The organism is Ensifer sp. 2TAB8 (genome assembly GCF_052115125.1).
In the GTDB taxonomy this organism is placed as follows: Bacteria; Pseudomonadota; Alphaproteobacteria; order Rhizobiales; family Rhizobiaceae; genus Ensifer.
On sequence record NZ_JBFRGB010000012.1, the window covers coordinates 53,066 to 78,300 of the forward strand.

The window sequence follows — 25,235 nt, forward strand, 5'->3', positions numbered from 1 at the left end:
TGCGGGCTCGGTCCCGGTTTCTGACCTTTGCCGGCGCCTGTGAATCAAGTTAGAAACGCCTTGAACTTCATGCCCTCCGGCTGCGGTACACCAAGACGCGACAGCACCGTCGGAGCGAGTTGCAGCTGGTTTAGGAGCGTGTCAGCAGATGGACCGTCACCGCCGCCGAACCAATAGAGTGCAAAGTCCTGCATTTCTTCGTCGGCACCGCCATGATGTCCCCGGCTTGTCTGGCCGTGGTCGGCCGTTACGATGACCTCGTAGCCGTTCTTGCGCCAACGGGGTAGGAACGCCGCAAGCTGCGCGTCGATTGTGAAGCAGGCATGGTCCATCTGCGAACAATCGTGGCCGTAGCGATGCCCCATACTGTCGAGCGTGCAGGTGTGCAGGATGCCGTAGTCTATCGCGTGGCGCTCGGTCAGCATGGTCAGTGTCGCGAAGAGGTCGAGATCGCTGGGGGTCATCTGGTTCTGGTGATTGTACCCTGCCATGGTATGGAAGCGACCATGATGAATGGGTCCTTCCGCATCGTCATATTCGATGTCGCGCACCATGTCGAAGGGCGCGCGCTGAAAGAAGATCGACCAGAAGGAATGGGTTACGGCGCCCGTCTTGCCGCCGGCGTTGGTCACTTCGGAAAAAATGTCCGGCTGCTCGACGCGAAACAGCGTTTCATTCGAAAGAACGCCATGTATCTGCGGCGGCACACCGGTGTGGATCGACGCGTAGCAGGAGGCGGACGTCGATGGCAGAACCGAGCGCATCTTCCACACACGCGCCTCGCCGGCTTCGACCCATCCTTCCAGATTGCCCATCAGCCGGCGCGCGTTACGCCAGGGCTGGCCGTCAAGGATGATCAGCAGAAGTTTGTTGCGTAGCGGCATCTCGTTGTCCTTGGCATGATGTGACGCGCCGCCGCCAGGGCGACGCGCTTGATCCTTGTGTTCGCTCAGGCGCTAAGCCAGCAGCGTAGCGGCGCATCGCCGTTCATAAGTTCGCCGGCGGGATTGTCCATCCAGCCCTGGATGCTCTCGCCGACACCGTCGATGAAGTCGTTGAACATCGGCGCAATCAGGCCGCCTTCGTCGCGCATCATTTCCGACATGTCGCGGTACATTGCCCGCCGCTTTGCTTCGTCCAGTTCCGCGCGCGCGGCGATGACCAGCTTATCGAAAGTCTCGTTCTTGAAGCGTGTGTCGTTCCAGTCCGCCGACGAGATGTAGCCGGTGGAGTACATCTGGTCCTGCGTCGGTCGGCCACCCCAGTAAGACGTTGCGAAGGGCTGGACATTCCAGACGTTCGACCAGTAACCGTCGCCGGGCTCGCGTTTGACCTCGATATCGATACCGGCCTTCCTGGCGCTTTGCTGATAGAGGACCGCAGCGTCAACCGCGCCGGGAAACGCCACTTCCGACGTGCGCAGCACAATACCGCCGCTATGTCCGGACTTCTTGAAGTGGAAGGCGGCTTTGTCGGGGTCGTAGGTCCGTTGCTCGGTTTCCTCGTAAAGCGGATAGGCCTTGTTGATCGGCGCATCGTTCCCGATCGAGCCGTAGCCGTGCAGGATGCGCGCAATCATGGCCTCCCGGTCCATCGCGTATTTGAGCGCGAGGCGCAGGTCATTGTTGTTGAAAGGGGCCGTGTCGCAGAACATGTTGAAAGGATAAAAGCCGCGGCCCGACACGTTCCGGATCGTCACCCGCGGCATGTTCTTGAGTAGCCCGACGGTTTTCGGTTCGATCCGGTTGATCATATGCACCTGGCCGCTCTGCAGGGCGGCGATGCGCGCCGTTGCGTCATTGATGACGACAACCTCCACCTGTTCGGCGAAGCCGACCGTTTCGCTGGCCCAATAGCCTTCAAAGCGCGTCGCGTTGTAGCGCACACCCGCCTCTCGGTCGGCCAACGTGTATGGGCCCGTGCCGACCGCCGCCTCGGGATCGTCCTTGCCGCCGTTTGGCTGGATCACCAGATGATAATCGATCATCAGGAAGGGCATGTCAGCGTTCGCTTCCTTCAGCGTGAAGACGACCGTATCCCCGTCTGCCTTGACGGTCTCGATCCCCTTGAGAACACCGAGCGCGCCTGACTTTGCGCTTTCATCCGAATGCCGCTCGATGGTCGCGACCACGTCATCGGGCGTCAGCGTCTTGCCGTTGTGAAACTGCACGCCCTTGCGGATCTTGAAGGTCCAGGTTCTGGCATCGGACGAAGCGCTCCATTCTTCGGCAAGCATGGGAATTGGCGCACCATCCGGCCCGAGCCAGACGAGCGTCTCGCCCCATAGATGGTTGATCATCGCCGTGACCTGATTGGTGGCAAGGCCGGGGTCCAGGCTGTCGGTCGATGCGCCGCCTTGCATACCGATCTTGATCGTTCCGCCGCGCACCGGACCTTCGGCCCTTACGGCCTCCGACAGCAAGGATCCAGCCGCAACGAGGCCGACCCCAAACACGGCACTACGCCCCAGGAAGTCGCGGCGTGACATCCGGCCCTTCGCAACGAGGCCGGAGAGATATTTGAGTTCATCCATCGATAGTCCCCCGATACGGCCGAATTGGCCTGGCCCGCGGTCAGTCCAACGGCGCCTGTGCTTGATCGGGATGGATATTAATCGGCAAGAGTACTGTATACATGTCCAGAAAACGCAAAAATGACCAGTCCACTTGTCACGGCTGGGACACACCGCATGGAGGCGCAATATCGCCCGCACGATCGACGGATTCAGCCTTGATGGATTGATACTGGAAGCCGACAGCGCACGGCCTCTGTACCTCCAGCTCTATGACGGCTTGCGGGGGATGATCCTGTCGGGCGCGCTTCCTGGCGGGATGCGCATCCCCTCGTCACGGGTCCTGTCGGAAAGTCTTGGCATGTCCCGTTTCACTGTGGTGACCGCGCTCGACCAGCTTGTTGCGGAAGGCTATCTCAAGTCTGTGCGCGGCAGCGGCACCTATGTGGAGACAGTCCCGCGACGCCAATCGGGCAAGACCGGCACATCCTGCGAAAGCGGTACTACGGCGCCCGATCGCTTCGAAAAGCTGCTTTCCCAGCGCGGGCAGGCGCTGACATGGCGCACCTCGCTGACCCTCAATGACGGGTCGCAGCTTCTGCACATGGCGACCCCTGATCACCGGCTGTTTCCGGTGCAAATCTGGTCGCAGTTGACAAAGGAGGTCTATGCGCAATGCGATTTCCGGATTGTCAATTATCGCGAGATCCTGCGTCCATCCCTGCTCGAAGAACAGATTGCCCGGCACATTGCCGTGAGCCGCGGCATCCAATGCGAGCCAGAGGAAGTGGTGACCACGCTCGGGGCGCATCATGCCGTCACGCTTTTGGCCGAGTTGCTGCTCGACCGCGGCGATACTGTCGCTTTCGAAGAGCCCGGGATGGCGGCGATACGATCGATCTTCCAGTCGTCCGGCTGCAAGATCGAGCCAATGTACGTCGATCAGTCGGGGCCTGACCCGAACACCATCGCCAGCCGCGAAGTCAAGCTCGCCTTCGTCACGGCCGCCAAGCAACAGCCAATGACCATTGCGATGCCGATGAAGCGAAAGCTGGAATTGCTGCATTGGGCGGCCGACCGCGAGACACTGATCATCGAGGACGATCTGGGCAGCGAGTTTCGCTATCGAGGTGGTCCCATTCCACCACTGAAGGCGCTCGATCAGGCCGGTCAGGTCATCTACATCGGCGCCTTCAGCATGACGCTGCTGCAATCCCTTCGCGTTGGCTACATGATCATGCCAAGGGCGCTTGCGGAAAAATGCCGCCGGCTGATCCAGGTTCGCTACAGGGCATTACCCCAATTCACCGAACAGATCGTCGGCCGCCTAATCGAGGACGGTCATTACGCGCGTCATCTTCACCGGATGCGCCGGATCTACGCTAAGCGCCAGAACTGTCTTCTCCAAATCCTGAGGTCCGATTTTGCCGATATCTTCGAGCCGCCCGAGTTCGCATCGGGATTCTACAATCTTTGCTATTACAAGGATCAGTCGTTGGATGAGGATGCCGCCCTGATCCGTTGCCGGCACAACAATCTCGGCGTCGAACAACTATCTTACTACTATGCAAACCGAAGGTCGCCGCGAAAGGCACTTCTTGTCGGCTTCGCCGCATCGACCGAGGATGAAATTGGATTCGCGACGAGACTGCTGAGGCGCTGTTTGGACGCGGCATAACGGCGCCGTGAACGCGCGCATTCCCGTGCGAACGGCGGAGGACCTTGCGAGCGCCGTCCGCCAGAAGCTGCTGCTCGAAGTGAGTGGGCTGGCGCCTGGATTGACTGCCCAGCCAGCGGTTGCGCGCGCCTCAGTAGACTGCTTAGCCGACGGCTCTAACCATTGAGCTACAGGCCCTACATGAACTCTACCTTCGGGATTGCGACCGAGCTCTTCCACGAACTGCGCCTTCTGGGCCTGCGGTAAGCTATCGAGTTGCTTCAGGATGCCCTCACTGCGCGGCGAGAGCCCTGGCACTTCGACCACATCGCGCTTGTCCCGCTGCCAGGTCTCAGCGTCGCGCTCGGCTTCAAGTCGCCGCGTCCGGTCGAACGAGGGCCCGAGACAACGAGCTGTCGCACATGCGTCAACATAGTCCAGAACTCAAGCATTCCCTGGGCAAAGGATTAAAGTGACTTGGGGCGGGGTAGCCGAAGACTGTGCGAAGCTCAAGGCGGCCATCGCGACTCTTGTTACCCAGAACTGACATCGTACGGACAGTCCTTGCGGCCAACGCGGCACTATATTATACCTTTTCGCAATAACGGTATAACGCGCTGTCCATCCGACAGTCCGTGCGACATAGCCCTTGCATCCTCCTACGGACCCCGTTATTCCTTTCCACGGAAAAGGTATAACGGGGTCCGCCGGTGAAGTCGATAGATATCATGTACCAGACGATGCTGGCCGAACTGGGCCAGCGCTCGATCGACGCCGCATGGACGGCCGACTTCCCACCGGAAGGCAGGTTCACCCCTGTTAAGGTGAAGGACCGCAAATACTGGTATTTCGACATCCCGGATGGGAGGGGGGGTAAGACACGTCGCTATGTCGGTCCTGCGGACGATCCGGACATCGCCAAGCGGGTCGAAACTCATCAGAGGGAGAAAGACGACCTTCGCGCCCGCAGGCGCATGGTGGCATCGCTCACCCGCGAAGGCGGCATGATCGCGCCCGACGCCATGACGGGCGATATCGTCGAGACGCTGGCGGCTGCAGGCCTCTTCCGGCTCCGGGGCGTCCTGATCGGCACGGTCGCCTTCCAGACCTATGCAGGAATACTCGGGGTGCGCCTGCCCATGGCCGCCCTCCTGACAGGCGATGCGGATATCGCCCAGGACTACGCCATCTCTCGAGAGGTCAAGGACACTCTGCCCCCGATCATCGATCTGCTGCAGTCGGTGGATCCGACGTTCACGCCCGTGCTCCATCGATCCGGAGCCGCCGCCTCGTCCGCATTCAAGACGGCCAGCGGCTACCGTGTGGAGTTCTTGACGTCAAACCGCGGCTCGGACGACTACCTCGACCAGCCCGCCAAGATGCCAGCGCTGGGAGGTGCGAGCGCCGACCCGCTCCGCTTCCTCGATTTCCTGATCCGCGATCCGGTGCGGACAATGCTGCTTCACAAGTCCGGTGTCCCGGTGACTGTCCCAGCGCCTGAGCGATATGCAGTCCATAAGTTGATCGTGGCCAGTCGCCGGCACACTGACGGGCAGGGGGCGGCAAAGCGCGACAAGGATATCCGGCAAGCGGAGCTTCTATTCGAAGCCCTGCAGCAGACACGACGGACGTCGGACCTGGCCCTCGTCTACAACGAGGCGTGGGAGCGCGGACCGCACTGGCAGGAAGCCATCAGGGCAGGGGCTGGCATGATGACGGCAGAGGGGCTGGACCGCCTTAGAGACAGTCTCACCTACGGTGCCATCCAGATCGGTGAGGATATCACCACGCCGTTCTGACGAAGCTGGGAGGAGGAGGTTAGATAAGTCATCCTCTTCCCTTCATGTCCCGAACAAGTTCTGAAATTTCGGTGAAATCGAGAAAGTCTCGGCTCCGAGAAGAAGGATGATGGGCGGAGATGCTCGTGGCCTTCAAGGAACTGCTTGGCGAAATTGGTCATGGCGCTCATGAGGGCAAGACGCGGCCAATGGAATTTGCGGGGTTCGCCGAATTATCCCGACAACGACGTGGTGAGCGAATACCAGAGACCTTCGCCTTCCTGGGTTTGGTACGATTGCCTCGTGATGGCCGGTGCAACATTGCTTGACCTTGGTGAAAAACCGCTCGATCATTCACGCCTCGACCCGCCTCAAAATGGTAGGGTCGCTTGTTGATTTGGCAGACTACGCTCCTGGAGCAAGGCGATGACAAGCTTCGATTCGCGACGCATTTCCAGTATTCATCACGACCTGCATCAGCACTTGCCCTCCGAGTCCGTGCTGAGAACCAAAGCACTCGAAAGCCTTCTCGTGGAAAAGGGGCTGATCGATCCCGCTGCTATGGACGCCTGGATCGAAATGTACCGCGACGAGATCGGACCCAAGCGCGGGGCGAAGGTCGTGGCGCGGGCCTGGAGAGAACCGTCGTTCAAAAGGGCTCTTCTCGAAAATGCGACCGCTGCAATCGAGCAGTTCGGATTTGCTGGGCACGGAACGGGTCACCTGCAGGCGGTTGAGAATACATCAGAGATACACAATCTCGTCGTCTGCACCCTTTGTTCCTGCTACCCATTCTCGATTCTGGGAATTCCGCCTGCGTGGTACAAGTCGAACGAATACAGGGCGCGCGCTGTGCGCGAACCGCGTGCCGTTTTGTCGGAATTTGGCGTGGAAATTCCCCCGACTGTCGAGGTGCGGGTCTGGGACTCGACGTCGGAGAGACGATATCTGGTGATACCGCAGCAGCCCAACGGTGTGGAATCCTGGAGCGAAGAGCAGCTCGCGGAGCTGGTCTCGCGTAATTCTATGATCGGAACGCAAAGGGATCTTTCTCCAACCAGGAGGGCAGCCTGATGGACGGCGTTCACGATCTTGGCGGGCGCGAAGGATTTGGCCCCATTTTAGGCAAGGATGACGAGCGTCCCTTCCGTTCGGATTGGGAAATGCGAGCTTTCGGTCTTGCCCAGGCTGCCGCTGGCGATGCGGACTGGTCGATTGATTGGTTCAGGCATTGCCGCGAGTTGATCGTTCCGGCCGAATATTTGACGCGGCCATACTTCGATCAATGGGTGGTGACGATTACAGCCCAAATGATTGATGCCGGCTATCTTACATTGGAGGAACTCGATGCTGGCCGGTCGTCATTTGTACGCCAGCCTGGCTATCCGCCTGAAACCGCGGACGAGGCGCGCGCCTACGTCCAGTCCGCGCGCAGCTACGCGCTTGGTTCCGAGGCGCCGCCGTTGTTCGTCGCGGGCGATGCGGTGCGCGGCAAATCCATGGGACATCCCGGACATACGCGATTGCCGTCCTATGCCCGGGGAAGGCGTGGAAGCGTAATTGCGCATCACGGCGCCCATGTACTGCCGGATGCGTCAGCCGCCGGAACGCCCAGAGGCGAGCACCTTTACACGGTTGGCTTTGCCGCGTCCGAGTTGTGGCCGGAAGCCCACGACAGCCGCGATCAAGTTTTCGTCGATCTCTGGGAGAGCTATCTTGAGCGAATCTGATCCCAGGACGGCCCACCTGACGCAAAGGGACGGCGAACCGGCTTTCGCCGAGCCGTGGCATGCTCAGGCTTCCGCGATGGCAAGTTTGTTGGTTGCTTCGGGCGTAATATCAGGAGCGCATTGGTCTGAAACACTGGGAGCGAAGTTGCGCGAGGCACATCTCGCCGGACAGTCGGATGACACCGAGACCTACTATCGTGCCGTGTTGTCCGCGCTCGAAAGTCTCCTCGATCAAGTACACGCGATTTCCGGCAATGAACTAATCCAGCGGCGAGACGCCTGGGAGCGCGCATATTTGCGGACGCCCCACGGACGGCCCGTCGTGCTGCATGGGGACTTGTGACCAATCGCTCCTGCTCCTAACAGATGTCCGTCACCTTCGTACCGCAAGCCCAAGCGGTGATCCTATTGACCCGCACACGGACCCGTGCCCGAGCGCGCTTGGTAAACTGGTTCGCGAAAATCCATCGCGGAGGCCGTGAAACATAGGTGGGGTGTATTGGTGGGCCCGGCAGGACTCGAACCCGCAACCATTCGTTATGCGCCGACCGCGTTGCTTTCTTTCTGGCCATATTTAAGCCCCGGGGGCGTCTTGTAAATTTCCGTAAAGTAGAGGCGGCGTCGATCGGCCAGATTCAGCTGCGAATAGCGTCGGGACATGCCAAAATCTCCAAGGGGAAACCATTGAAATCATTGGCATGTCGCACTTCAAATTAGAATGTACCCTCTGGGCCAAAATGATCGCATAATGTATCGGCTGGAACTGCGCACCTTCCGTCGCAGCGTCCTTCTAAGACAGCATCTCGAGACCGTGTTTCCGGACGATCGAGAGCAGCTTCAATGCGGGGCCGCTCGGCCGCTTCGCACCCGTCTCCCACTTTTGCACTGTCGATTCACTGGTGTTGAGGTAGCGCGCGAAGACTGGCTGGCTGACATGATTATTCTCGCGCAGCGTCTTGATCTCACCCGGCGTCAGTTCCTGTGGGATGGACAGGCAAGTCTCATCGAAGGTCTTCATGGTTTCCTTGTCGATGGTGCCTGCCGCATACATGTCTTCGACGGCGCTATGGATCGCCTCAAAGGCATCGCTCTTGAACTTGCGCTTAGTCGCCATTGCAAATCTCCAATAGGGCGCCGGTCCCGATTTCGGCATCAAGCTCGGCCTGTGTCTTGCGCCGATAGAGTTCAGCGAGCTTCCGGAAAGCCAAGAACTCGTCGTCATCGATGTTTGCGCGTTTCCTCTTCGCGAACAGATAGGCGAACACCCAGTACTCACCGGCTTTTGCCAGAACGATCGAACGGTGCATGTTATCGTTGAGCCGCTTCTTGAACACGCCGCCACCGAGATCGTCAGCCTGTCCGCGTGCGACTTGCTCAATCGCCTTGCAAAGGGCCTTGTCGGAGATCCGCGCCTTCTTCGCTGCCTTGGAAAACCACGCCGTTTTGAAAGTCCGTTCTGACATCGCTTCATATAGCACTGGGTGCTACACCTATCAAGTTGTCGGGGAAAATTGGGGAGACTATGCTGCTTCCCATACCTGATTCAAAATCCTGGCAGCAAGCGCTGCCTTGTCCTGTGGTAAGAAGCGGCCGTAATGGCTGGCAACCATCTCCGGTGTGTCCTGGGTGGCGTAGCTTGCCTGCTCGTAGGATCCGGTCTGCTTCAGAATATGAGTGGCAGGGACGTCTAAACCTGACGGGTCTTCAGTCCAATCGAAGAGAGGAGTCGGATGTTCCTCGATCGCCCGTGGTGGGCCACCTGGCTTTGTCTTCGGCTGTGTCGGCGGTGTTGGTCGTGCTGCGCTCGAAGATTTGCTCGCCTTCACGTCAGGTTCGCGGGTCGCGCTGCGGGCCCTTTCGATCGGCGGTGTAGGCATCGGTCGGTCGTGCTCGACCGGTCGCTCCTGATCGATCCAGCGGCTGATCGCTTCGAGCCCGGATTGCAGGCCCTTTTTGAGAGCGGGGGTCATCTCGTCTTCCAAGCCGCAGGCATCAGAAACGGATCGCCAGTCGATACGGCCCATCCGCGTCGGCGGATATTTGCGGTAAAGGATCAAGCTGGAGAGGTAGGGCTTTATGTTCTCTAGTGTCCGCCGGGAGACAAGCGGCGCGATGCGGACATCGCAGAAGTCGGAAATCTTACGCTGAAAATGAAGTGATGAAGCAGATTGGGTTTTCATGAGATCCAGAATTCGTATCGCTGATCGGCACGGGTGCCGGGGCGTGGCCTGCTAAGGCCATGTAGTAAACGAACTCTAAATTCGACTTAGAGATGCGTGTGAAATCGTATCGGCAAACGCTGAGGCTGTGCTAAGCGTCAATCATGGGATTCGGGGTCTTCATTCATCGCTCAGATTCGATCTACGACGACAGCCCGGCAGAACAGTACCAGTTTCCAAGCCAATATCTTGGAAGGGTGCGAGCCTGCCTTGGCGATTGGATCATCTACTACGAACCGCGCAAGATCGTGGCCACTCGAGGCTACTTCGCTGTTGCCAAGGTGGCCGAGGTCATCCCAGACCCGAAGGCACCGGGCATGTATCTCGCGCTCATCGAACCGGGTAGCTATCTCGACTTCATCAATGCGGTTCCATTCAGCGGAGCCGACGGTGTGGTTGAGCGCGGCCTCCTGAACGAGGAGGGGCGGATATCGGGCAGGGCGCAGTCGGCGGTAAGGCCCATTTCAAGCGCGGACTTCAATCGCATTGTGGGCATTGGGCTAGATGAGCAAGTGCCAGAGTTGCCTCGGACCGGAGAATTGGACGCCAGGATCTCCGTTGAAGGATTTGGTGAAGGCGCCCAAGCGCCGTTCGTGCTCGAGCAGGAGCGCGATCGCGTCACACAGCTCACGTCCCGGATTGTTCGTGACCGTCTGTTTCGCCGCCTTGTCGTTCAGGCCTACGACAAACGCTGTGCAATCACTGGCTTGAAGCTCATCAACGGCGGGGGACGCGCCGAAGTCGATGCAGCGCACATACGGCCGGTTGAGGCTAATGGGCCTGATATCCTGACCAATGGCATCGCCCTGTCAGGCACCGCGCATTGGATGTTTGATCGCGGCATGATCAGCCTTTCCGATGACCTTGACATCCTGGTTTCGAGACATGCCAACGATCCAGACAGCATTCAAGGGCTGATCAACAAGACCGGGCGGGCGATCGTGCCGACGCGGGCATTCGAGAGGCCGCATCCACATTTTCTGCGCTGGCATCGCGAGAATTGTTTCAAGCAGTAAAGCTGGTGCAGAACACCATAAACGTCGCCGACGGTTCGGATCGGGTCAAGGCGAGGGTTTGAAAGTCCGCTTAGGGGCCGGAATCGGACTGTCCGCCGCTAGGACATCCAACACGACAAGCGGACACCGAACTTCTTGACGCCAAGGTCCCGAAATGACACCCCAAGCGTACATGGCTTGACTAAGGGCAACACTTCCTGTCCGCCGAAGGGCCGCAGCATGGGTTCTCGGTGGACGTTCGCTCTGCAAGCCAACGGTCCCGAGGCTTGCAACTCGCGGGACGCGGCGTCAACGCGACATGGAGAGCGCCGTCTTCCCTGATAGGAGCGTTCGCGCAGAACAACTGCATCGGCCGGACGCCATCGCTGACTTCGAAGGTCAGCTTGGCAGAGCCGTCGAGGCGGAGGTGTTCGGAAATTTTGCGGACGATGGCTGTGAACTTCCCGGCTGTCATATGGGTCCGCTCGCCCTCCTCGATGTCCCACAGCTGCACGAAAATCTCCGACCAGGCTTCCGGATTTGCCCCGCAATCAAGCGCGGAGAACTGGCCAGCCTTGACCTCTGTCACGTGATAGCCGGGCTTCACGGGCTTTCCGTCATACAGGAAGACCAAGGGCAGGTCCGGTGTCTCTGCGGCTCTGCCGAGCAACTCCCCAAGCGAGATATCGGGTTTGTCGGATTGGCTATTGTCGATCGTGCTCATTTGCGGTTATCCTCGATTTCAATAATTCAAGGATTATTAAAATATGGATGATCGTCAAGCCCTCTCTTCCTTCGCCGCGCTTTCGCAGGAGACCCGACTTTCCATCGTGAGGACCCTGGTGGTCGCCGGCCCTGAAGGTCTGGCCGCCGGCGCGATTGCCGAACGTATGGGCGTCTCTCCATCAAACGTCTCGTTCCACCTCAAGGAACTCGAGCGCTCCGGTCTCATCTCCCAGCGCCGGGAGTCGCGCTCGATCGTCTATAGCGCAAGCTACGACACACTGGCCGACCTGGTGACGTTCCTAATGGAAGACTGCTGCGCGGGGCATCCCGGCATCCGTGGGTCCGTCGAGCGATCTGCTAGTTGCTGTTCAAGCGAAGCATAGACGGCCGAGAAATATGTCATTGCAAACCATCAAGGTTCCGGCGGGCATCGTCTTCGCTCTCGGTGTCACGCAGATCATCGGCTACGGCACCCTCTACTACTCATTCAGGTCGCCCCCGGAATGGCCAAGGACCTCGGCATCAGCCTGGAGCGGGTCTTCGCCATATTCTCGGCCTCGCTGTTCATCGGTGGTCTGTCTGCCCCGTTCATCGGCAGGCACATGGACAAGATCGGCGCGGCGACGGTGATGACGCTGGGGTCCGCCCTTGCGGCGTTCACGCTGGCGCTGTGTGCATGGTCGCCGTCTGTGTCGCTCTTCGCCCTTGCGATTGTCCTCCTCGAAGTGTCCTCCGGGATGGTCCAGTATCAGGCAGCCTTCGCAACACTGGTCGAAAGCGAACCTCGCACGGCGTCCCGCAGCATCACCTATCTGACACTCATCGGCGGCTTTGCCTCCACCATCTTCTGGCCGATCGCCGCGACACTGACCGGATATCTGACCTGGCGGGAAATCTATCTGGTGTTCGCCGTCCTGAACCTTATCGTCTGCATGCCCCTACACTACTGGATCATGCGTGCCGGAAGGCTGAGTTCCAAGACGGACGAGACAAGAACCCGCGAGGTCGTTGTCGGCGCTCTCGAACCCCAGGCGCGTCGCCGTGGCATGCTGCTGGTCTCCTTTGCCTTCTCTCTTTCGGGCTTCACCCTCGCCGCGATCCTTGCCCACATGGTGCCGATGCTCGGCGCGATCGGACTAGGCAGTGCGGCGGTCGTGATCGGCTCCTTGTTCGGTCCGGCCCAGGTCATGAGCCGCCTGATCAACATGGTCTTCGGAAAGAGCCTGTCACCGCCCGCGCTTGCGATTGTCTCTGCCGCTCTCATGGTCGCCGGTGCGGTAATACTCGGGGTGTCAGGTGATTGGCTGCCCGGTGCGGTGGCTTTCGCCATCTGTCTTGGCCTTGGGTCAGGGATCAACAGCATCGCTCAGGGGAGCCTCCCGCTCTATCTCTTCGGGTCCTCTGGCTACGGCGCGATCACGGGCAGGATGGCTGCGGCAAGGTTGGCGACTGGCGCGGCCGCCCCGTTTGCGTTCGCGGCCGCTATGAACCACTTCGGGACAACCATCTCGCTTTTCGTGATCGCCGCGCTGGGTACGCTTGGAATCCTGGCGTTCGTGGCTGTCGCCTCATCGGTGCGTCGCGACCGCGTTGCCTGATAATGCAAGAGCGTACATAAGGGTCCGCGGATCACCGCCATGAAAGCCGAGCCTCCGTGAACACTCCGATCAAATCCACGACGTCACGCAGTCATCCGGCCGCTTTCGGCGGCGGTGCTACCATCGGCGCACTCGGCGGGTTGATAGGGCTTGGAGGGGCGGAATTCCGTCTGCCGCTGCTCATCGGCGCATTCAATTTTGCGGCCCTCGAGGCGGTGATCCTGAACAAGGCAATGAGCCTTGTCGTCGTGTCCTCCGCCCTGCCTTTTCGAGCAGGCACGATCCCTTTCAGTCAGATCGCATCGAATTGGCCGATCGTACTGAACCGTGCCTGGTTCGGCGCAGGATGGGCCACACGGTTGAAATCGGAGACCCTCTACAGGGTGATATCCGTTCTTCTTGTCGCGATCGCCGTCGTGCTGGTGCTTGGCCACGGCACCTCGGCGGGGCAACCGCTTCTGACCGGAAACTGGCAGATTGTCGCCGGAATATCCGCCGGCTTCGTGATCGGCATCGTCGCCTCGCTACTGGGCGTCGCCGGAGGCGAATTGCTCATTCCGACACTTATTCTGCTCTTCGGCGCGGACATAAAGCTCGCCGGGAGCCTTTCACTGGCGGTGAGCCTTCCCACAATGCTCGTAGGCTTTACCCGCTACAGCCGCGACCAGAGCTTTTCGGTTCTGGGTCGCAACAGGGTGTTCGTCCTCATCATGGCCGCGGGATCGGTGGTGGGGACGTTTGTCGGCGGCCTACTCCTCGGTATTGTCCCGAATTCGATCCTCCTTCCCGCACTCGCCGTGATCTTGTTGCTGTCAAGCCATGAAGGTCTGGCGGCACGGCTGATAGCATTTCTTCCCTAGATCAATTTGACGCGCTTTTCGAGTTCGGCCCCGTGGCCTCAAGCGACGGACCATCCGCCGTCCACCAGCAGGTTCGCGCCGGTGATCAGGCTCGCAACCGGCGATGCAAGGAAGACTACGGCACCCACCACATCATCGGTTTCCCCGATCCGGCCGAGTGGAATGTGATCGACCGTCGCTTTGCGATTTTCGGCATCGGATAGAAACGGCGCTGTACCATCCGTGTGGATGAACGTCGGCGACACGGTGTTTACGGTGACATTATAGCGTGCCCATTCGGCTGCAAGGCAGCGCGTGAGGTGATTAATTGCCGCCTTGCTCATGCAATAGATTGCCTCTCCGCGCAGTGCGACCGTACCGGCCTGTGAGCTAATACTGATGATCCGGCCACCATTTCGCGCGATCATGTGACGGCCCACTGCCTGTGTCATCAGGAAGGTGCCCTTGATGTTGACATCGAGTATCGCGTCAAGATCCTTCTCCTCAACGAGTTCCGCGAGATTGCCCGGGGCCACTCCGACATTGTTGACAAGGACGTCGATCCGACCGAATGCAGAAACCGCCGCGTCGACGGCTTGCGCGATATGGGCCTTGTTGGGAATGTCCAGTTCAACGGGGAGAACCTTTCGTCCCGCGCCCTCGAGTTCGGCGATCAGGCCCGCTGATGCTGCGACATCGCGGACCCCCAAGACAATATCTGAGCCTGCTGCAGCACAGGCAAGTGCGCAAGCACGTCCAATGCCACGGCTCGCGCCAGTTACCAAAGTCACCTTGCCCTCAAGGCTGAAATCCGGCGCACTTTTCCGCATCATTGCCTCCCTCGATGAAGCTCAATTATTGCAGCGTCGGCGTGCGGTTGCCAGTTGTTCTGCTCATGTCGCGCACACGAAGTCCGTCCGACCAACGTCACGCTCGTCGAGAACGACCTTGGGGCAGTGGTGCGCGGGCTGTAGGCTTGGCTCGGTGGGGAGATTGAAGCTTCCGGCTCAGTGCGGGCGCGATGCCTGACCGATCTTGGTCTCATTGATGAGTATCGGCCTGGGCGTTTCGATCTATGCTTCGCCAGACCTATGGAAGTTCGATCTCACCGTTCACCACGTGGTTGAGACCGGTGCCCTCCGCCGTCAGCGTCATGCGCACCTTCAGCTTCTCGCCGCCGAACTGCCCCTCGCGCACCGCCTCTTCGATCTTACGCTGCGAGGTGACACCGACTTCTTTCAGGAACTTGCGGATCGACATGTTGAAGGCGTCTTCGCTCATCGTGGAACTCCTCGGCGTCCGTGAGGGAGCAGCGTGGGCGCTTGTCTATCGCCCGGAATGCGCCGGCATAGTCCAATAGGGATGTCAGCCTTGCCTCTCATCCCACGTTAGTAACCGACGCAACAACTTGCGGCTCCGTTGTTATGTTTGGCCTCCTGGATTGGCGGGCAAGGCACGTCGCCAAAGGAACAGAACACACAGCAGTCCCCGGATTTTGGCCGGAGCATCGTACCGCATCCATTGCAATCATAGAAAAACTGACAGGCGTCGGTGGGCATCGTTTCCGTAGCCCGCTGGCCGCAATTCGGACAGGTGAGGGTTGATCGAAGCTGTATGGTCACTCTTTGTGCCTCGGCAACGGATGCTTTCAGATGACGCCCGCCATCCATTGCTAAATAGCCTATTGGAAATATCGCCTCGTGCATAGTTTTGCGTCATGGGCGCTAGGTAAGTCTTTCGAAAGGCTGCAATGGGCCGCCATAAGCGGACAAGGCGTTGGTTCGGTTTGGCCAAATAGCGGCCATTGCGATTGCAAGATGACCGCTATCGGAACATTGCCGATGGCCTTTGACTAAATCGACCTCAGTGACACCCGCTTCTCCAACTCGGCCGCATGCTCCTTCCGCTCGCTGTAGCGGTCGGTCAGGTGAACCGAGGCGTCCCGTGTCAGCAGCGTGAACTTCACCAATTCCTCGCAGACGTCGACAACACGGTCGTAGTAGGACGACGGCTTCATCCTGCCGTCGGCGTCGAACTCCTGGTAGGCCTTGGCGACGGACGACTGGTTGGGGATCGTGATCATCCGCATCCAGCGGCCGAGCACGCGCATCTGGTTCAGGGCGTTGAAGGACTGGCTGCCACCGGACACCTCCATGATCGCCAGCGTCTTACCTTGCGTCGGCCGGATCGATCCCAGCGACAGGGGAATCCAGTCGATCTGGGCCTTCATGATGCCCGTCATCGCGCCGTGGCGCTCGGGGCTAACCCAGACCTGGCCTTCCGACCATTGCGACAGGTCGCGCAGCTCCTGCACTTTCGGATGGCTGACCGGAGCCTCGTCGGGAAGCGGGAGCCCCCTCGGATCGAACATCCGCACCTCGCACCCCAACCGCTCGAGCAGACGTCTGGCTTCGTGCGCCAACAGGCGGCTGTAGGAAACCTCCCGGAGCGAGCCGTAGAGGATCAGGATGCGCGGCTTATGCGTCGAAAACGCTGGACGCAACGCGTCGATGTCAGGCTGATGAAGATGCCGCTCCTGCAAGGCGGGAAAGGTCTCAGACAACGCGCTTGCCCTCCTGATCGAGCACCTGCTCGCCATCTTCCTTGAAGAAGGCTCCCTTGAAGGCGTCCGGCAGAATGTCGAGCACGGCCTCGGAGGGTCGTGCAAGCCTGGTGCCGAGCGGCGTGACCACGAACGGACGGTTGATGAGGATCGGGTCCTTCAACATAGCGTCGAGCAACTGGTCGTCCGTCAGCTTGGGATCGTCGAGGCCCAATTCCGCATAAGGCGTACCTTTCTCGCGGATCGCCTGCCGGACGGTCAGCCCGGCGTCAGAGATCATCCTTGCCAACTCGTCGCGCGCCGGCGGTGTCTTGAGATACTCGATCACGGTCGGTTCGATCCCGGCTGCGCGGATCATCTCCAGCGTGTTGCGGGACGTGCCGCAGGCGGGGTTGTGATAGATGGTGACGTCCATTGTCATGTCCTTTCGGTGATGGTGTTGCGGGATACGGCGGGTGCTGCCTCGTACCAGCCCTTGGTGTGGTTCACGGCCCAGACGACCGTGAGCATCACGGGAACCTCGATGAGCACGCCGACGACGGTCGCCAGCGCCGCGCCGGACTGAAAGCCGAATAGGCTGATGGCTGCGGCGACCGCGAGTTCGAAGAAGTTGCTGGCCCCGATCAACGCCGAAGGCCCGGCGACGCAATGGCGCTCGCCCGACATCCGGTTCAGGAGGTAGGCCAGGCCTGAGTTGAAGTAGACCTGGATCAGGATCGGGACGGCCAGCAGTGCGATGATCGTCGGCTGCGCGATGATCTGCTCGCCCTGGAAACCGAAGAGAAGGACGAGCGTCGCCAGCAGTGCCACAAGCGAAAGCGGCTGCAGCTTCGCCAGCATGGCGTCCAGCGCCTTCGTCGTGCCATCGGCGGTCAGCCGCCTTCTTAGGACCTGAGCGATGATGACCGGGACCACTATATAAAGGACGACCGACAGAACGAGCGTGTCCCACGGTACGGTGATCGCCGACAATCCGAGAAGCAGTCCGACGATTGGGGCGAAGGCGACGACCATGATCGCATCGTTGAGTGCTACCTGGGACAACGTGAACAGCGGCTCGCCGCGCGTCAGGTTGCTCCAGACGAACACCATCGCGGTACAGGGCGCAGCCGCAAGGATGATAAGGCCAGCAATGTAGGAGTCGATCTGATCAGCCGGCAGATAAGGACGGAACAGCCATCCGATAAAGAGCCATCCGAGCAACGCCATGGAGAACGGTTTGATGGCCCAGTTGATGAACAGGGTCACGCCGATACCGCGCCAGTACGTGCTGACCTGCGCCAACGAGCGGAAGTCGATCTTGATGAGCATCGGGATGATCATCAGCCAGATCAGGATGGCGACTGGCAGGTTCACCTTCGCGACCTCCGCCGCGCCGATGACCTGGAAAACTCCGGGCATCAGATGGCCGAGGGCGACGCCGACGACAATACAGAGGAAGACCCAGATGGTGAGGTAGCGCTCGAAGGTAGACATCAGGCGGACTTTCCTTGGATTATCGTCGAGCCTTCCATCGCACCGATCTGGCTGAGCTTCGTTTCGAGCGCCAGGCGGTCGATCGATGCCAGCGGAAGACTGATAAAGGCCATGATCCGGTTCTTGAGGAAACGGGCGGCCGTCGCAAAGGCGCGCTGGATTTCGACCTCGGAACCGACAACGGCCGCCGGGTCCTCGACACCCCAATGCGCGGTCACCGGATGACCGATCCAGACCGGGCAGGCCTCGCCGTGGGCGCTGTCGCAGACAGTGAAGATGAAATCCATCTCAGGCGCGCCTGGTTCGGCAAAGAGTTCCCAGCTCTTCGACGAGAAGCCAGTCGCAGAATAGCCGAGGGCTTCGAGTTCGTTCAGCGCATGCGGATTGACTTCGCCCTTGGGCTGGCTGCCCGCGGAGAAGGCCCGGAAGCGCCCGCCGCCTTCCTTGTTGAGGATGGATTCGGCGAGAATAGAACGTGCGGAGTTGCCCGTGCACAAAAAGAGCACGTTGTAAGTCTTGTCGGTCATGGTTCTGATCCGTGGTTACGTCGGAGGTCTGTTGAGTTTCATGATCGTGGCCGATGCCGGGCAGATGCCCGACAGCTGACGGGTCGCGAGAACGGCGTGCGGCACATCTGCCCGCTCGATCACAACGAAGCCAAGGCTTTCAAAGAAAGGCGTGGCGGAGGTCGTCGCCAGGAAGACTGTAGAGCTGACATTGACGGCCTTCAGCGTTTCCCTGGTCAGCGATTTTCCAAGCGCCTTGCCACGATGCTCGGGCAAGATGACCATCGACCTGACAAGCACATCGTCGCCGCACGCCTCGATGCCAGCGTAGCCAACCGTGCCGCCATCGGAGGAAACCGCCCTGAAAAACGAGCGCCCAGCGTCTTCGAGGTCTTCGGTTGGAAGACCGGAAGCCGACAGCGCCAGTTTCAGGTTGGGATCGCTCCCCGGAACTGGCTCCAGCCTGATGTCGCTCATGACGGCTTCACCTCGGGAGCACAGCAGGGCGTGAGTTCTGCGATGAGCGGCGCACAGAGTTCCGCCGATCCGCCGCAGCAGTCTTTAAGCAAGAAGAGGGTCAGGCCGCGCAGTCCCTGGAGGTCTGCCCGGTAGATGATCGAACGGCTCTGACGTTCGCTTGTCACGAGGCCTGCGCGCGATAGCGTCGCGAGGTGTGCCGACATGGTGTTTTGCGGCACGTCGAGAAGGCGGGCGAGTTCGCCGGCAGGAACGCCATCAGGCTCGTGCCGAACGAGAAGTCGAAACGTCTCAAGCCGGGTGGTCTGGGCGAGTGCGGCAAGTGCCGCGATTGCTTCGTTGTTATCCATATATCCAGACTAATGGATATGACGCCTTTGTCAACAGGCGGCTATTCTTTTCGATGTCTTCTCTGGCGCAAATTAAGTCGTCCAGCCAAACGTCTGCTTTTGGGGCAGTGGCCAAGTTGGGCTCCACGGCCGACATGGGCGCGCAATGCTGCCGTTCACAGACCTAAGCGTGGACGTCGCCTTAGGGGCGGACAGAATCGTGCTCCCAAGAGCCTTGCACGGCGCGTTGCTGTGATGTTCACTTTTTGGGCCAAAATTATCGCATAATGTATCGACTGGAAGATGCCGCACTTCCGACTATGCTGCCCTATCGATTTCCGGAATCAACTCCAGTTCGCCATGGAGCGCTACTTCCTCCGTCTTGAGGTTGAAGCTGGTCTGCATGTTCATCCAAAATTCCGGTGTTGTCCGGAAATACTTGGCGAGGCGCAGGGCGGTATCTGTCGTTACCGGTGTTTGCTCTGCTGCAAGACGTTCGATGCGGGTGCGTGGAACATTGAGCTTTTTCGCGAGTGCACCTGCACTCATGTTGAGAGGAAGCAGGTACTCCTCGCGGAGGACTTCGCCCGGATGGATCGGCGGAAGGATATCGGTCATCTCAAGCTCCCTGTCTGCCACGCTTGGCCTTCAATGGTAGTCAACTACAACGTCCTCGATACCGGCATCAGTCCATACAAAGCATATGCGCCACTGATCATTGATCCGGATCGAATGTTGGCCTTCTCTATTCCCCTTAAGCGCTTCTAGTCGATTGCCGGGAGGAGAACGCAGGTCCTCAAGAGCTGCAGCGCTGTTCAGGATTGTCAGTTTGCGAACGGCCGACCCCACGATGTCTGAAGGAAAGCCTTTCGGCGCTTTGCCGTGGGCAATGGCTTCAGTTCTCGCATCCTTAAATGACCTGATCACGCCTGGCTCTTAATGTTTGTATCATATGGTGATACTGGTGAAAGTCAACCAACATGTATCATTGCACGATACAGATTCGCAATCGCGTTCCTGTTTACGCGATCTGAACGTGGTCGATCTCCGGTTCAGATCCCTTCAAGCCGTAGGACACTATTTCAAAAGTGCTCAGATCACCGGTTTTGCTGGAGGATGGTCTCCGCCGGCGAAGACGAGCACGGCCGCGTTCTCGGTGCCGGCGACCCCGACCCTCGGCGATGTTCTTCCTGGGGGCCGGCGAGAACCATGCGCGGCTGCATAATCCGGACTATGATTTTCCCGATGATCTGATCAGCATCGGCGCCAAGGTCTTCATGCGGGCTATCCCCAACGAACTGGGGTGAGGGCGCCGGACAGCCGCTTGCGCGGCGAAAACTATGCTTTCCGATCAGATCGCGGGAGTCGCATGCCAAACGGGTTCAAGACGTTGAACCTAGTGAAGCAGCGCCTTGCAGATCCAACGCCGGTCGTCTTCGCCATGCTCCCGTCAGTCCTGGCGGCATGCCGAAAGATGTTATGGTTCGATAGCGCCTGGCAGAGGTGGCTTCCAGGACAGCGAAAAGTGTGTCCTGGGGCGTGATGGGAGCAACAGCTTTTCTCGTTTCGGGCAGCCAAAGAGAACGTCATTTCTATAATCTATAAAAATTATGTATTTAATGTATTGATGTCATCAACCGTGGTGGAACTGCAAACCATGCCCTATCTGCTGAGCCTTCTCGACAAGAGTCCGGTCGATCCTGGAGGCACGCCGACACAAGCGCTGCATGCGACGGCCAACCTTGCTGCCAAGGCTGAAGAATGGGGCTACCACCGCTTCTGGGTCGCGGAGCACCACAACATTGCCGGCCTTGCGAGCTCTGCGCCGGAAATCCTGATCGCGTACCTCCTCGCCAATACGTCGAAAATCCGCATCGGCTCTGGTGGCGTCATGCTGCAGCACTACAGTGCCTACAAGGTCGCCGAGACCTTCAACCTGCTTGCCAGTCTCGCGCCGTCCCGTGTCGATCTCGGCGTCGGCAAGGCGCCTGGTGGTTTTCCGTTCTCCACCAAAGCGTTGCAGGTCGGTGTTGATCCGGCTTTGCGGCCGAGCTTTCCCGAGCAACTAGCTGATCTCAATCGCTATTTGCTGGCAGAAGGCGGCTCGGCTTCGGAGCTGTTGGCGACGCCGCTACCGCCCGTCGCGCCGGGCCGTTTCTTGCTGGGAGCGAGCGTCGACAGCGCATTGCTTGCTGCCGAAAAGGGCTGGAAGCTTGTCTTTGCCGGTCATCTCAACGGCGACCCGGACAATCTGCAACGAACCTTCGACGCCTATGACCGCGCAACGAACGGCGAGCGGCCGCTCCTTGCTCTCGCAGCTTTCGCGGCCGAAAGCGACCAGCGGGCGCGCGAGCGCGTCGCAGACCTGAAAATCTTCAAGGTGCTGCTTGCAAATGGCCAGAGCGTCAATGTCGGAAGCGAGGAGCAAGCTGCCGAATTCGCCCGGCAGGCCGGAATCGCCGACTTCCGCGTCGAGGAGAAGACGCCGAGCGTGCTCACCGGTACTGCGCGGCGGGTTCGCCAGGAACTCGATGATCTGCACCGACGCTACGGCATCAAGGAATTCGTCATCGACACCCCCGCCGTCAGCGCCAGCGAGCGCCTCGCCTCGATCGAACTCATCGCGCGCGAACGGCTTTCTCTCGCCGCCTGAATTTTCCGGGAAGGATCTGTCATGACCAAGAAGAACGTGACTTTCGGTATCATGCTGCAAGGGCCGGGCGGGCACATGAACGCCTGGAAGCATCCAAGCGGCCCGGCGGACGCAAGCGTCAACTTCGACTTCTTCGTCGAAACGGCGCGAAAGGCGGAGGCCGCCGGCATCGCCTTCGCCTTCGTTGCCGACGGCCTCTACATCAACGAACAGTCGATCCCGCATTTCCTCAACCGCTTCGAGCCGCTAACCATCCTGTCGGCGCTCGCCGCTTCGACTTCGAAGATCGGTCTCGTCGGCACGGTTTCGACCTCCTACAGCGACCCGTTCACGATCGCCCGCCAGTTTGCCTCGCTCGACCTCATCAGCGGCGGCCGCGCCGGTTGGAATGCAGTGACATCGCCGCTCGAAGGGTCCGGTCGCAACTACGGACGCGAACATCCGGAACATGAGCTGCGTTACGAGATCGCCGACGAGTATCTCGATGCGATCAAGGGGCTCTGGGACAGTTGGGACGACGACGCTTTCGTGCGTGACCGGGCAACCGGCGTTTACGCCGACAAGACGAAGCTCCGTCGGCTCAACCACAAGGGACGGTTCTTCCGGATCGAGGGGCCGCTCAACATCGAGCGCTCCAGGCAGGGACAGCCGGTGGTGTTTCAGGCAGGCGCATCCGATTCCGGCGTCCGGCTTGCGGGCAAGCATGCGGATGCCGTGTTCACCAATGGCGGCCCGATCGAGGACGCCAAGACATTCTACAAGCAGGTCAAGCAAAGTGCTGTGGCGCAGGGTCGCCGCGCCGCCGAGATCGGCATCTTCCCGGGCATTGGCCCGATCGTCGGGGCTACGGCCGAGGAGGCGGAGGCCAAGTACCGCGCAATCCGCGATCTCGTGACGATCGAGGAGGCGTTGCTCTATCTCGGTCGCTTCTTCGATCATCACGACTTCAGCGCCTATCCGCTGGACGCGCCGTTTCCGGATATCGGGGATATCGGCAAGAACAGTTTTCGGGCGACGACCGACCGCATCAAGAAGACGGCGCGCGAAACTGGAGCGACCCTGCGCGAGATCGCACTCGATGTCGCAACGCCGAGAACTGCCTTCATTGGCACGGCCGAACATATCGCCGAGGAAATCATCCGCTGGATCGACGAGGATGCTGCCGACGGCTTCATCCTCGGCTTCCCGGTGATTGCCGAAGGTCTCGCCGATTTCGCCGCGTATGTGCTGCCGATCCTGGAACGTCGTGGCTATTTCAGGCCCAAGCTCGAAGGCGAAACACTGCGCGAACATCTGGGGCTCTTTTATCGCGAGAGTCGTTACGCCGCCCCGGCAGCGGATGTCGCGCGCGGAAGGGCCGTCGGGGCCTGACGGCGTCGGCGGAGACGGGCCCATGAACCTCATCCTCACCGATACCCAGAGATCTGCCGCGGTCGAACGAGGCCTTGCCACCTTCATCGACGAGCTCGTCGCGATAAGGCGCGACCTGCACCAGCACCCGGAACTCGCTTTCCAGGAAAAGCGTACCAGCAGCGTGGTCGGTGATCTGCTCGCCTCCTGGGGTTATGAGGTCAGCCGCGGTATCGCCGGAACCGGTATCGTTGCCACGCTCCGGCGCGGACAAGGAGAGAAGGCGATCGGCCTGCGCGCGGACATGGACGCGCTGCCGATCGAGGAAGCGACCGGGCTAGCCTATGCCAGCCGCCACAAGGGCGTCATGCACGCCTGCGGCCATGATGGGCATACGGCGATCCTGCTCGCCGCTGCCCGGTTTCTCGCGACCGAGGGGCGGTTCGACGGCACGTTGAGGCTGATCTTCCAGCCGGCCGAGGAAATCGGCGCCGGGGCCCGCAAGATGCTGTCGGAGGGCCTGTTCGAACGCTTCCCCGTGGACGCCGTTTTCGGCCTGCACAACTGGCCGGGTGTGACGGCCGGCCGTTTCGGCTTCGTCTCCGGGCCGGCCATGGCCTCTGTCGATCAGGCAAACATCACCATCGTCGGCAAGGGGGGACATGGGGCCGAGCCGCATCTGACCGTCGACCCGGTGCTGGCGACGGCATCGCTGATCACCGCGTTGCAAAGCCTGGTGTCGCGCAATGTTGATCCGCAGGACATGGCCGTCGTCACGGTCGGCTCCATTCACGGCGGCCAGGCATCGAACGTCATTCCCGAGAGCGTTTCGCTGAAGCTGACCTTGCGCGCCTTCAATGGCGATGTCCGGCGTCTGCTCGGGGAGCGTGTCCAGGCACTGGCGTGGGCACAGGCCGAAAGCTTCGGTGCCACCGCGAATGTCGACTACCGGCTGGGCTTTCCGGCGCTGGTCAACCACCCGGACGAAACGGCCTTCGCCCGCAACGCGGCGCTCCAGGCTCTTGGCCCCCAGGCGGTCGTCGCCGACTTCAGGCCGCGCACCGCCAGTGAGGACTTCGCATTCTTCCTGGAGGAGAAGGCCGGCAACTACGCCTTCGTCGGCAACGGCGACAGCGCGTCCCTCCACAGTGCTCAATACGATTTCAACGACGCGATCATCGCACCGGCCGCCCGCTACTGGGTTCGGTTGGTGGAAACCTTCCTCGCATGACGACCACGGGATGGCGAAAGACATGAGCGACACGTTTCTCTACACCACACCCCTCAATCCGAGCGCCAAGCCGCTGATCGACGAACTTATTTTTGAGTATGACAGCCGCTACGGCACCTACTTCAGCGAAGAAGGGGCGGCCGCCGAGATGAATCGATATCCGCCGGAAGCTTTTGCGCCACCGCATGGCAACTTCGTGCTGTTGATCCGCGACGGGCAAGCGATCGGTGGCGGCGCCTTCAAGCACTACGACGACCGCACCGCCGAGTTCAAGCGCATCTGGACGCGGTCGGATTTGCGCCGCCAAGGCCTGGCGCGAAAGGTACTGCTTGAGCTCGAAGCGCAGGCGGCGCGGCAAGGCTATTCGCGCATTTATCTGACGACCGGATTTCGCCAGCCCGAAGCCGTCGGCCTCTACCTTGCGAACGGCTACGCCGCGCTCTTTGACGTCGAGGCCGATCCCGAGGTCTACAAGACGCTGCCGTTCGAGAAGGACATCACGCATCTCCTCGTGTCGCTCGAGCTCATCGGCGAAACGCCTCGGTCAAATCCCCAAGCCGTGAACCACATCTAGCGCCAACGGCCGCCTCAACAGA

General features: G+C 60.1%; 28 protein-coding genes and 3 pseudogenes. 14 read left to right on the top strand and 17 right to left on the bottom strand.

The annotated features are described in order from the left end of the window. Nucleotides 1–44: 44 nt before the first annotated feature. Both AB4Z53_RS19895 and AB4Z53_RS19900 read right to left on the bottom strand, forming a co-directional pair. Complete coding sequence (locus AB4Z53_RS19895) at nucleotides 45–884, bottom strand: alkaline phosphatase family protein (RefSeq protein ID WP_441597415.1); 840 nt, start codon at nucleotides 882–884, stop codon at nucleotides 45–47. 65 nt (nucleotides 885–949) lie between these two features. Beyond that, the gene (locus tag AB4Z53_RS19900; protein WP_441597417.1) at nucleotides 950–2,533 is read right to left on the bottom strand and encodes an ABC transporter substrate-binding protein; all 1,584 of its coding nucleotides are present in this window, start codon (nucleotides 2,531–2,533) and stop codon (nucleotides 950–952) included. Nucleotides 2,534–2,738: 205 nt separating this feature from the next. On the opposite strand from AB4Z53_RS19900, the gene pdxR reads away from it, so the two are divergent. The 5 genes from pdxR (at nucleotide 2,739) to AB4Z53_RS19925 (ending at nucleotide 8,020) form a co-directional block, all read left to right on the top strand. Further along, entirely contained in the window at nucleotides 2,739–4,190 is a 1,452-nt protein-coding gene (pdxR, locus tag AB4Z53_RS19905) for a MocR-like pyridoxine biosynthesis transcription factor PdxR (RefSeq protein WP_441597556.1), read from the top strand. 689 nt (nucleotides 4,191–4,879) lie between these two features. Continuing rightward, on the top strand, nucleotides 4,880–5,968 hold the full coding sequence (locus AB4Z53_RS19910; protein ID WP_441597419.1) for a nucleotidyltransferase family protein: 1,089 nt from the start codon (nucleotides 4,880–4,882) through the stop codon (nucleotides 5,966–5,968). A 405-nt stretch (nucleotides 5,969–6,373) separates the two neighbouring features. Further along, nucleotides 6,374–7,021, top strand: a complete 648-nt coding sequence (gene nthA, locus AB4Z53_RS19915; RefSeq protein ID WP_441597421.1) for a nitrile hydratase subunit alpha — start codon at nucleotides 6,374–6,376, stop codon at nucleotides 7,019–7,021. Then, the gene (gene nthB / locus AB4Z53_RS19920; RefSeq protein WP_441597423.1) at nucleotides 7,021–7,677 is read left to right on the top strand and encodes a nitrile hydratase subunit beta; all 657 of its coding nucleotides are present in this window, start codon (nucleotides 7,021–7,023) and stop codon (nucleotides 7,675–7,677) included. Before nthA ends, nthB begins: the two co-directional genes overlap by 1 nt. Beyond that, nucleotides 7,664–8,020, top strand: coding sequence for a nitrile hydratase accessory protein (locus AB4Z53_RS19925; RefSeq protein ID WP_291164218.1), 357 nt, complete (start codon nucleotides 7,664–7,666; stop codon nucleotides 8,018–8,020). The genes nthB and AB4Z53_RS19925 overlap by 14 nt, the downstream gene beginning before the upstream one ends. 447 nt (nucleotides 8,021–8,467) lie before the next feature. On the opposite strand, the gene AB4Z53_RS19930 is transcribed toward AB4Z53_RS19925, so the two are convergent. Genes AB4Z53_RS19930 through AB4Z53_RS19940 form a run of 3 tightly spaced genes read right to left on the bottom strand, consistent with a single transcriptional unit; the run spans nucleotide 8,468 to nucleotide 9,857 of the window. Then, nucleotides 8,468–8,791, bottom strand: a complete 324-nt coding sequence (locus AB4Z53_RS19930) for a helix-turn-helix domain-containing protein (protein ID WP_441597425.1) — start codon at nucleotides 8,789–8,791, stop codon at nucleotides 8,468–8,470. Then, nucleotides 8,781–9,140, bottom strand: coding sequence for a type II toxin-antitoxin system RelE/ParE family toxin (locus AB4Z53_RS19935; protein ID WP_441597557.1), 360 nt, complete (start codon nucleotides 9,138–9,140; stop codon nucleotides 8,781–8,783). The genes AB4Z53_RS19930 and AB4Z53_RS19935 overlap by 11 nt, the downstream gene beginning before the upstream one ends. 57 nt (nucleotides 9,141–9,197) lie before the next feature. Continuing rightward, nucleotides 9,198–9,857 (bottom strand): hypothetical protein, encoded by a 660-nt coding sequence (locus AB4Z53_RS19940; RefSeq protein WP_441597565.1) that lies wholly within the window; start codon nucleotides 9,855–9,857, stop codon nucleotides 9,198–9,200. 143 nt (nucleotides 9,858–10,000) lie between these two features. On the opposite strand from AB4Z53_RS19940, the gene AB4Z53_RS19945 reads away from it, so the two are divergent. Next, complete coding sequence (locus tag AB4Z53_RS19945) at nucleotides 10,001–10,912, top strand: HNH endonuclease (RefSeq protein ID WP_441597427.1); 912 nt, start codon at nucleotides 10,001–10,003, stop codon at nucleotides 10,910–10,912. Between the two features lie 181 nt (nucleotides 10,913–11,093). Here AB4Z53_RS19945 and AB4Z53_RS19950 read toward each other — a convergent pair whose 3' ends face one another. Next, nucleotides 11,094–11,615, bottom strand: coding sequence for a DUF6428 family protein (locus AB4Z53_RS19950; protein WP_441597429.1), 522 nt, complete (start codon nucleotides 11,613–11,615; stop codon nucleotides 11,094–11,096). A 43-nt stretch (nucleotides 11,616–11,658) separates the two neighbouring features. Between AB4Z53_RS19950 and AB4Z53_RS19955 the strand changes: the two genes are divergently transcribed. The 3 genes and pseudogenes from AB4Z53_RS19955 (at nucleotide 11,659) to AB4Z53_RS19965 (ending at nucleotide 14,058) form a co-directional block, all read left to right on the top strand. Beyond that, a complete protein-coding gene (locus tag AB4Z53_RS19955) occupies nucleotides 11,659–12,000 on the top strand; it encodes an ArsR/SmtB family transcription factor (protein WP_441597430.1) in 342 nt (113 codons plus the stop codon). 13 nt (nucleotides 12,001–12,013) lie between these two features. Continuing rightward, nucleotides 12,014–13,215, top strand: a pseudogene (gene arsK / locus AB4Z53_RS19960) (arsenite efflux MFS transporter ArsK). A 56-nt stretch (nucleotides 13,216–13,271) separates the two neighbouring features. Continuing rightward, nucleotides 13,272–14,058, top strand: a pseudogene (locus AB4Z53_RS19965) (sulfite exporter TauE/SafE family protein). Nucleotides 14,059–14,113: 55 nt separating this feature from the next. Here AB4Z53_RS19965 and AB4Z53_RS19970 read toward each other — a convergent pair. From AB4Z53_RS19970 to AB4Z53_RS20020, 11 genes are all read right to left on the bottom strand, one after another. After that, on the bottom strand, nucleotides 14,114–14,884 hold the full coding sequence (locus AB4Z53_RS19970) for an SDR family NAD(P)-dependent oxidoreductase (protein ID WP_441597431.1): 771 nt from the start codon (nucleotides 14,882–14,884) through the stop codon (nucleotides 14,114–14,116). Between the two features lie 259 nt (nucleotides 14,885–15,143). Continuing rightward, nucleotides 15,144–15,335, bottom strand: a complete 192-nt coding sequence (locus AB4Z53_RS19975; RefSeq protein ID WP_060583661.1) for a DUF6494 family protein — start codon at nucleotides 15,333–15,335, stop codon at nucleotides 15,144–15,146. Nucleotides 15,336–15,442: 107 nt separating this feature from the next. Continuing rightward, nucleotides 15,443–15,670, bottom strand: a complete 228-nt coding sequence (locus AB4Z53_RS19980; protein WP_441597558.1) for a GDCCVxC domain-containing (seleno)protein — start codon at nucleotides 15,668–15,670, stop codon at nucleotides 15,443–15,445. Nucleotides 15,671–15,906: 236 nt separating this feature from the next. After that, on the bottom strand, nucleotides 15,907–16,635 hold the full coding sequence (gene arsH / locus AB4Z53_RS19985) for an arsenical resistance protein ArsH (protein WP_441597559.1): 729 nt from the start codon (nucleotides 16,633–16,635) through the stop codon (nucleotides 15,907–15,909). Beyond that, nucleotides 16,610–17,032 (bottom strand): arsenate reductase (glutaredoxin), encoded by a 423-nt coding sequence (arsC, locus tag AB4Z53_RS19990; RefSeq protein WP_441597432.1) that lies wholly within the window; start codon nucleotides 17,030–17,032, stop codon nucleotides 16,610–16,612. Before arsC ends, arsH begins: the two co-directional genes overlap by 26 nt. 2 nt (nucleotides 17,033–17,034) lie before the next feature. Beyond that, entirely contained in the window at nucleotides 17,035–18,093 is a 1,059-nt protein-coding gene (gene arsB / locus AB4Z53_RS19995; RefSeq protein ID WP_441597433.1) for an ACR3 family arsenite efflux transporter, read from the bottom strand. After that, entirely contained in the window at nucleotides 18,093–18,620 is a 528-nt protein-coding gene (locus AB4Z53_RS20000) for an arsenate reductase ArsC (RefSeq protein WP_441597434.1), read from the bottom strand. The genes arsB and AB4Z53_RS20000 overlap by 1 nt, the downstream gene beginning before the upstream one ends. 15 nt (nucleotides 18,621–18,635) lie before the next feature. Next, the gene (gene arsN2, locus AB4Z53_RS20005; protein ID WP_441597435.1) at nucleotides 18,636–19,076 is read right to left on the bottom strand and encodes an arsenic resistance N-acetyltransferase ArsN2; all 441 of its coding nucleotides are present in this window, start codon (nucleotides 19,074–19,076) and stop codon (nucleotides 18,636–18,638) included. Then, entirely contained in the window at nucleotides 19,073–19,426 is a 354-nt protein-coding gene (locus tag AB4Z53_RS20010) for an ArsR/SmtB family transcription factor (protein ID WP_441597436.1), read from the bottom strand. Before AB4Z53_RS20010 ends, arsN2 begins: the two co-directional genes overlap by 4 nt. A 297-nt stretch (nucleotides 19,427–19,723) precedes the next feature. Continuing rightward, nucleotides 19,724–20,023 (bottom strand): HigA family addiction module antitoxin, encoded by a 300-nt coding sequence (locus tag AB4Z53_RS20015; RefSeq protein ID WP_441597437.1) that lies wholly within the window; start codon nucleotides 20,021–20,023, stop codon nucleotides 19,724–19,726. Between the two features lie 30 nt (nucleotides 20,024–20,053). Continuing rightward, a complete protein-coding gene (locus AB4Z53_RS20020; RefSeq protein WP_441597438.1) occupies nucleotides 20,054–20,332 on the bottom strand; it encodes a type II toxin-antitoxin system RelE/ParE family toxin in 279 nt (92 codons plus the stop codon). Nucleotides 20,333–20,577: 245 nt separating this feature from the next. Here AB4Z53_RS20020 and AB4Z53_RS20025 point away from each other — a divergent pair. The 5 genes and pseudogenes from AB4Z53_RS20025 to AB4Z53_RS20045 all read left to right on the top strand — a co-directional run. Beyond that, a pseudogene (locus tag AB4Z53_RS20025) lies at nucleotides 20,578–20,712 on the top strand (amidohydrolase); the annotation flags it as partial. A 350-nt stretch (nucleotides 20,713–21,062) separates the two neighbouring features. Then, a complete protein-coding gene (locus AB4Z53_RS20030; RefSeq protein WP_441597439.1) occupies nucleotides 21,063–22,058 on the top strand; it encodes an MsnO8 family LLM class oxidoreductase in 996 nt (331 codons plus the stop codon). A 21-nt stretch (nucleotides 22,059–22,079) separates the two neighbouring features. Beyond that, the gene (locus AB4Z53_RS20035; protein WP_441597440.1) at nucleotides 22,080–23,429 is read left to right on the top strand and encodes an LLM class flavin-dependent oxidoreductase; all 1,350 of its coding nucleotides are present in this window, start codon (nucleotides 22,080–22,082) and stop codon (nucleotides 23,427–23,429) included. Nucleotides 23,430–23,451: 22 nt separating this feature from the next. After that, nucleotides 23,452–24,639, top strand: coding sequence for a M20 aminoacylase family protein (locus AB4Z53_RS20040; RefSeq protein ID WP_441597441.1), 1,188 nt, complete (start codon nucleotides 23,452–23,454; stop codon nucleotides 24,637–24,639). A 10-nt stretch (nucleotides 24,640–24,649) separates the two neighbouring features. Further along, the gene (locus tag AB4Z53_RS20045) at nucleotides 24,650–25,213 is read left to right on the top strand and encodes a GNAT family N-acetyltransferase (protein ID WP_441597442.1); all 564 of its coding nucleotides are present in this window, start codon (nucleotides 24,650–24,652) and stop codon (nucleotides 25,211–25,213) included. The last annotated feature ends 22 nt before the right edge of the window (nucleotides 25,214–25,235 follow it).

What these genes read in the sequence shown, in the direction of transcription:
- AB4Z53_RS19895 (WP_441597415.1), bottom strand. Translation starts at nt 884, where the DNA reads ATGCCGCTACGCAACAAACTTCTGCTGATCATCCTTGACGGCCAGCCC.
- AB4Z53_RS19900 (WP_441597417.1), bottom strand. Translation starts at nt 2,533, where the DNA reads ATGGATGAACTCAAATATCTCTCCGGCCTCGTTGCGAAGGGCCGGATG.
- nthA (WP_441597421.1), top strand. Translation starts at nt 6,374, where the DNA reads ATGACAAGCTTCGATTCGCGACGCATTTCCAGTATTCATCACGACCTG.
- nthB (WP_441597423.1), top strand. Translation starts at nt 7,021, where the DNA reads ATGGACGGCGTTCACGATCTTGGCGGGCGCGAAGGATTTGGCCCCATT.
- AB4Z53_RS19930 (WP_441597425.1), bottom strand. Translation starts at nt 8,791, where the DNA reads ATGGCGACTAAGCGCAAGTTCAAGAGCGATGCCTTTGAGGCGATCCAT.
- AB4Z53_RS19935 (WP_441597557.1), bottom strand. Translation starts at nt 9,140, where the DNA reads ATGTCAGAACGGACTTTCAAAACGGCGTGGTTTTCCAAGGCAGCGAAG.
- AB4Z53_RS19940 (WP_441597565.1), bottom strand. Translation starts at nt 9,857, where the DNA reads ATGAAAACCCAATCTGCTTCATCACTTCATTTTCAGCGTAAGATTTCC.
- AB4Z53_RS19945 (WP_441597427.1), top strand. Translation starts at nt 10,001, where the DNA reads ATGGGATTCGGGGTCTTCATTCATCGCTCAGATTCGATCTACGACGAC.
- AB4Z53_RS19950 (WP_441597429.1), bottom strand. Translation starts at nt 11,615, where the DNA reads ATGAGCACGATCGACAATAGCCAATCCGACAAACCCGATATCTCGCTT.
- AB4Z53_RS19955 (WP_441597430.1), top strand. Translation starts at nt 11,659, where the DNA reads ATGGATGATCGTCAAGCCCTCTCTTCCTTCGCCGCGCTTTCGCAGGAG.
- AB4Z53_RS19970 (WP_441597431.1), bottom strand. Translation starts at nt 14,884, where the DNA reads ATGCGGAAAAGTGCGCCGGATTTCAGCCTTGAGGGCAAGGTGACTTTG.
- AB4Z53_RS19975 (WP_060583661.1), bottom strand. Translation starts at nt 15,335, where the DNA reads ATGAGCGAAGACGCCTTCAACATGTCGATCCGCAAGTTCCTGAAAGAA.
- arsC (WP_441597432.1), bottom strand. Translation starts at nt 17,032, where the DNA reads ATGGACGTCACCATCTATCACAACCCCGCCTGCGGCACGTCCCGCAAC.
- arsB (WP_441597433.1), bottom strand. Translation starts at nt 18,093, where the DNA reads ATGTCTACCTTCGAGCGCTACCTCACCATCTGGGTCTTCCTCTGTATT.
- AB4Z53_RS20000 (WP_441597434.1), bottom strand. Translation starts at nt 18,620, where the DNA reads ATGACCGACAAGACTTACAACGTGCTCTTTTTGTGCACGGGCAACTCC.
- arsN2 (WP_441597435.1), bottom strand. Translation starts at nt 19,076, where the DNA reads ATGAGCGACATCAGGCTGGAGCCAGTTCCGGGGAGCGATCCCAACCTG.
- AB4Z53_RS20010 (WP_441597436.1), bottom strand. Translation starts at nt 19,426, where the DNA reads ATGGATAACAACGAAGCAATCGCGGCACTTGCCGCACTCGCCCAGACC.
- AB4Z53_RS20015 (WP_441597437.1), bottom strand. Translation starts at nt 20,023, where the DNA reads ATGACCGATATCCTTCCGCCGATCCATCCGGGCGAAGTCCTCCGCGAG.
- AB4Z53_RS20030 (WP_441597439.1), top strand. Translation starts at nt 21,063, where the DNA reads ATGCCCTATCTGCTGAGCCTTCTCGACAAGAGTCCGGTCGATCCTGGA.
- AB4Z53_RS20035 (WP_441597440.1), top strand. Translation starts at nt 22,080, where the DNA reads ATGACCAAGAAGAACGTGACTTTCGGTATCATGCTGCAAGGGCCGGGC.
- AB4Z53_RS20040 (WP_441597441.1), top strand. Translation starts at nt 23,452, where the DNA reads ATGAACCTCATCCTCACCGATACCCAGAGATCTGCCGCGGTCGAACGA.
- AB4Z53_RS20045 (WP_441597442.1), top strand. Translation starts at nt 24,650, where the DNA reads ATGGCGAAAGACATGAGCGACACGTTTCTCTACACCACACCCCTCAAT.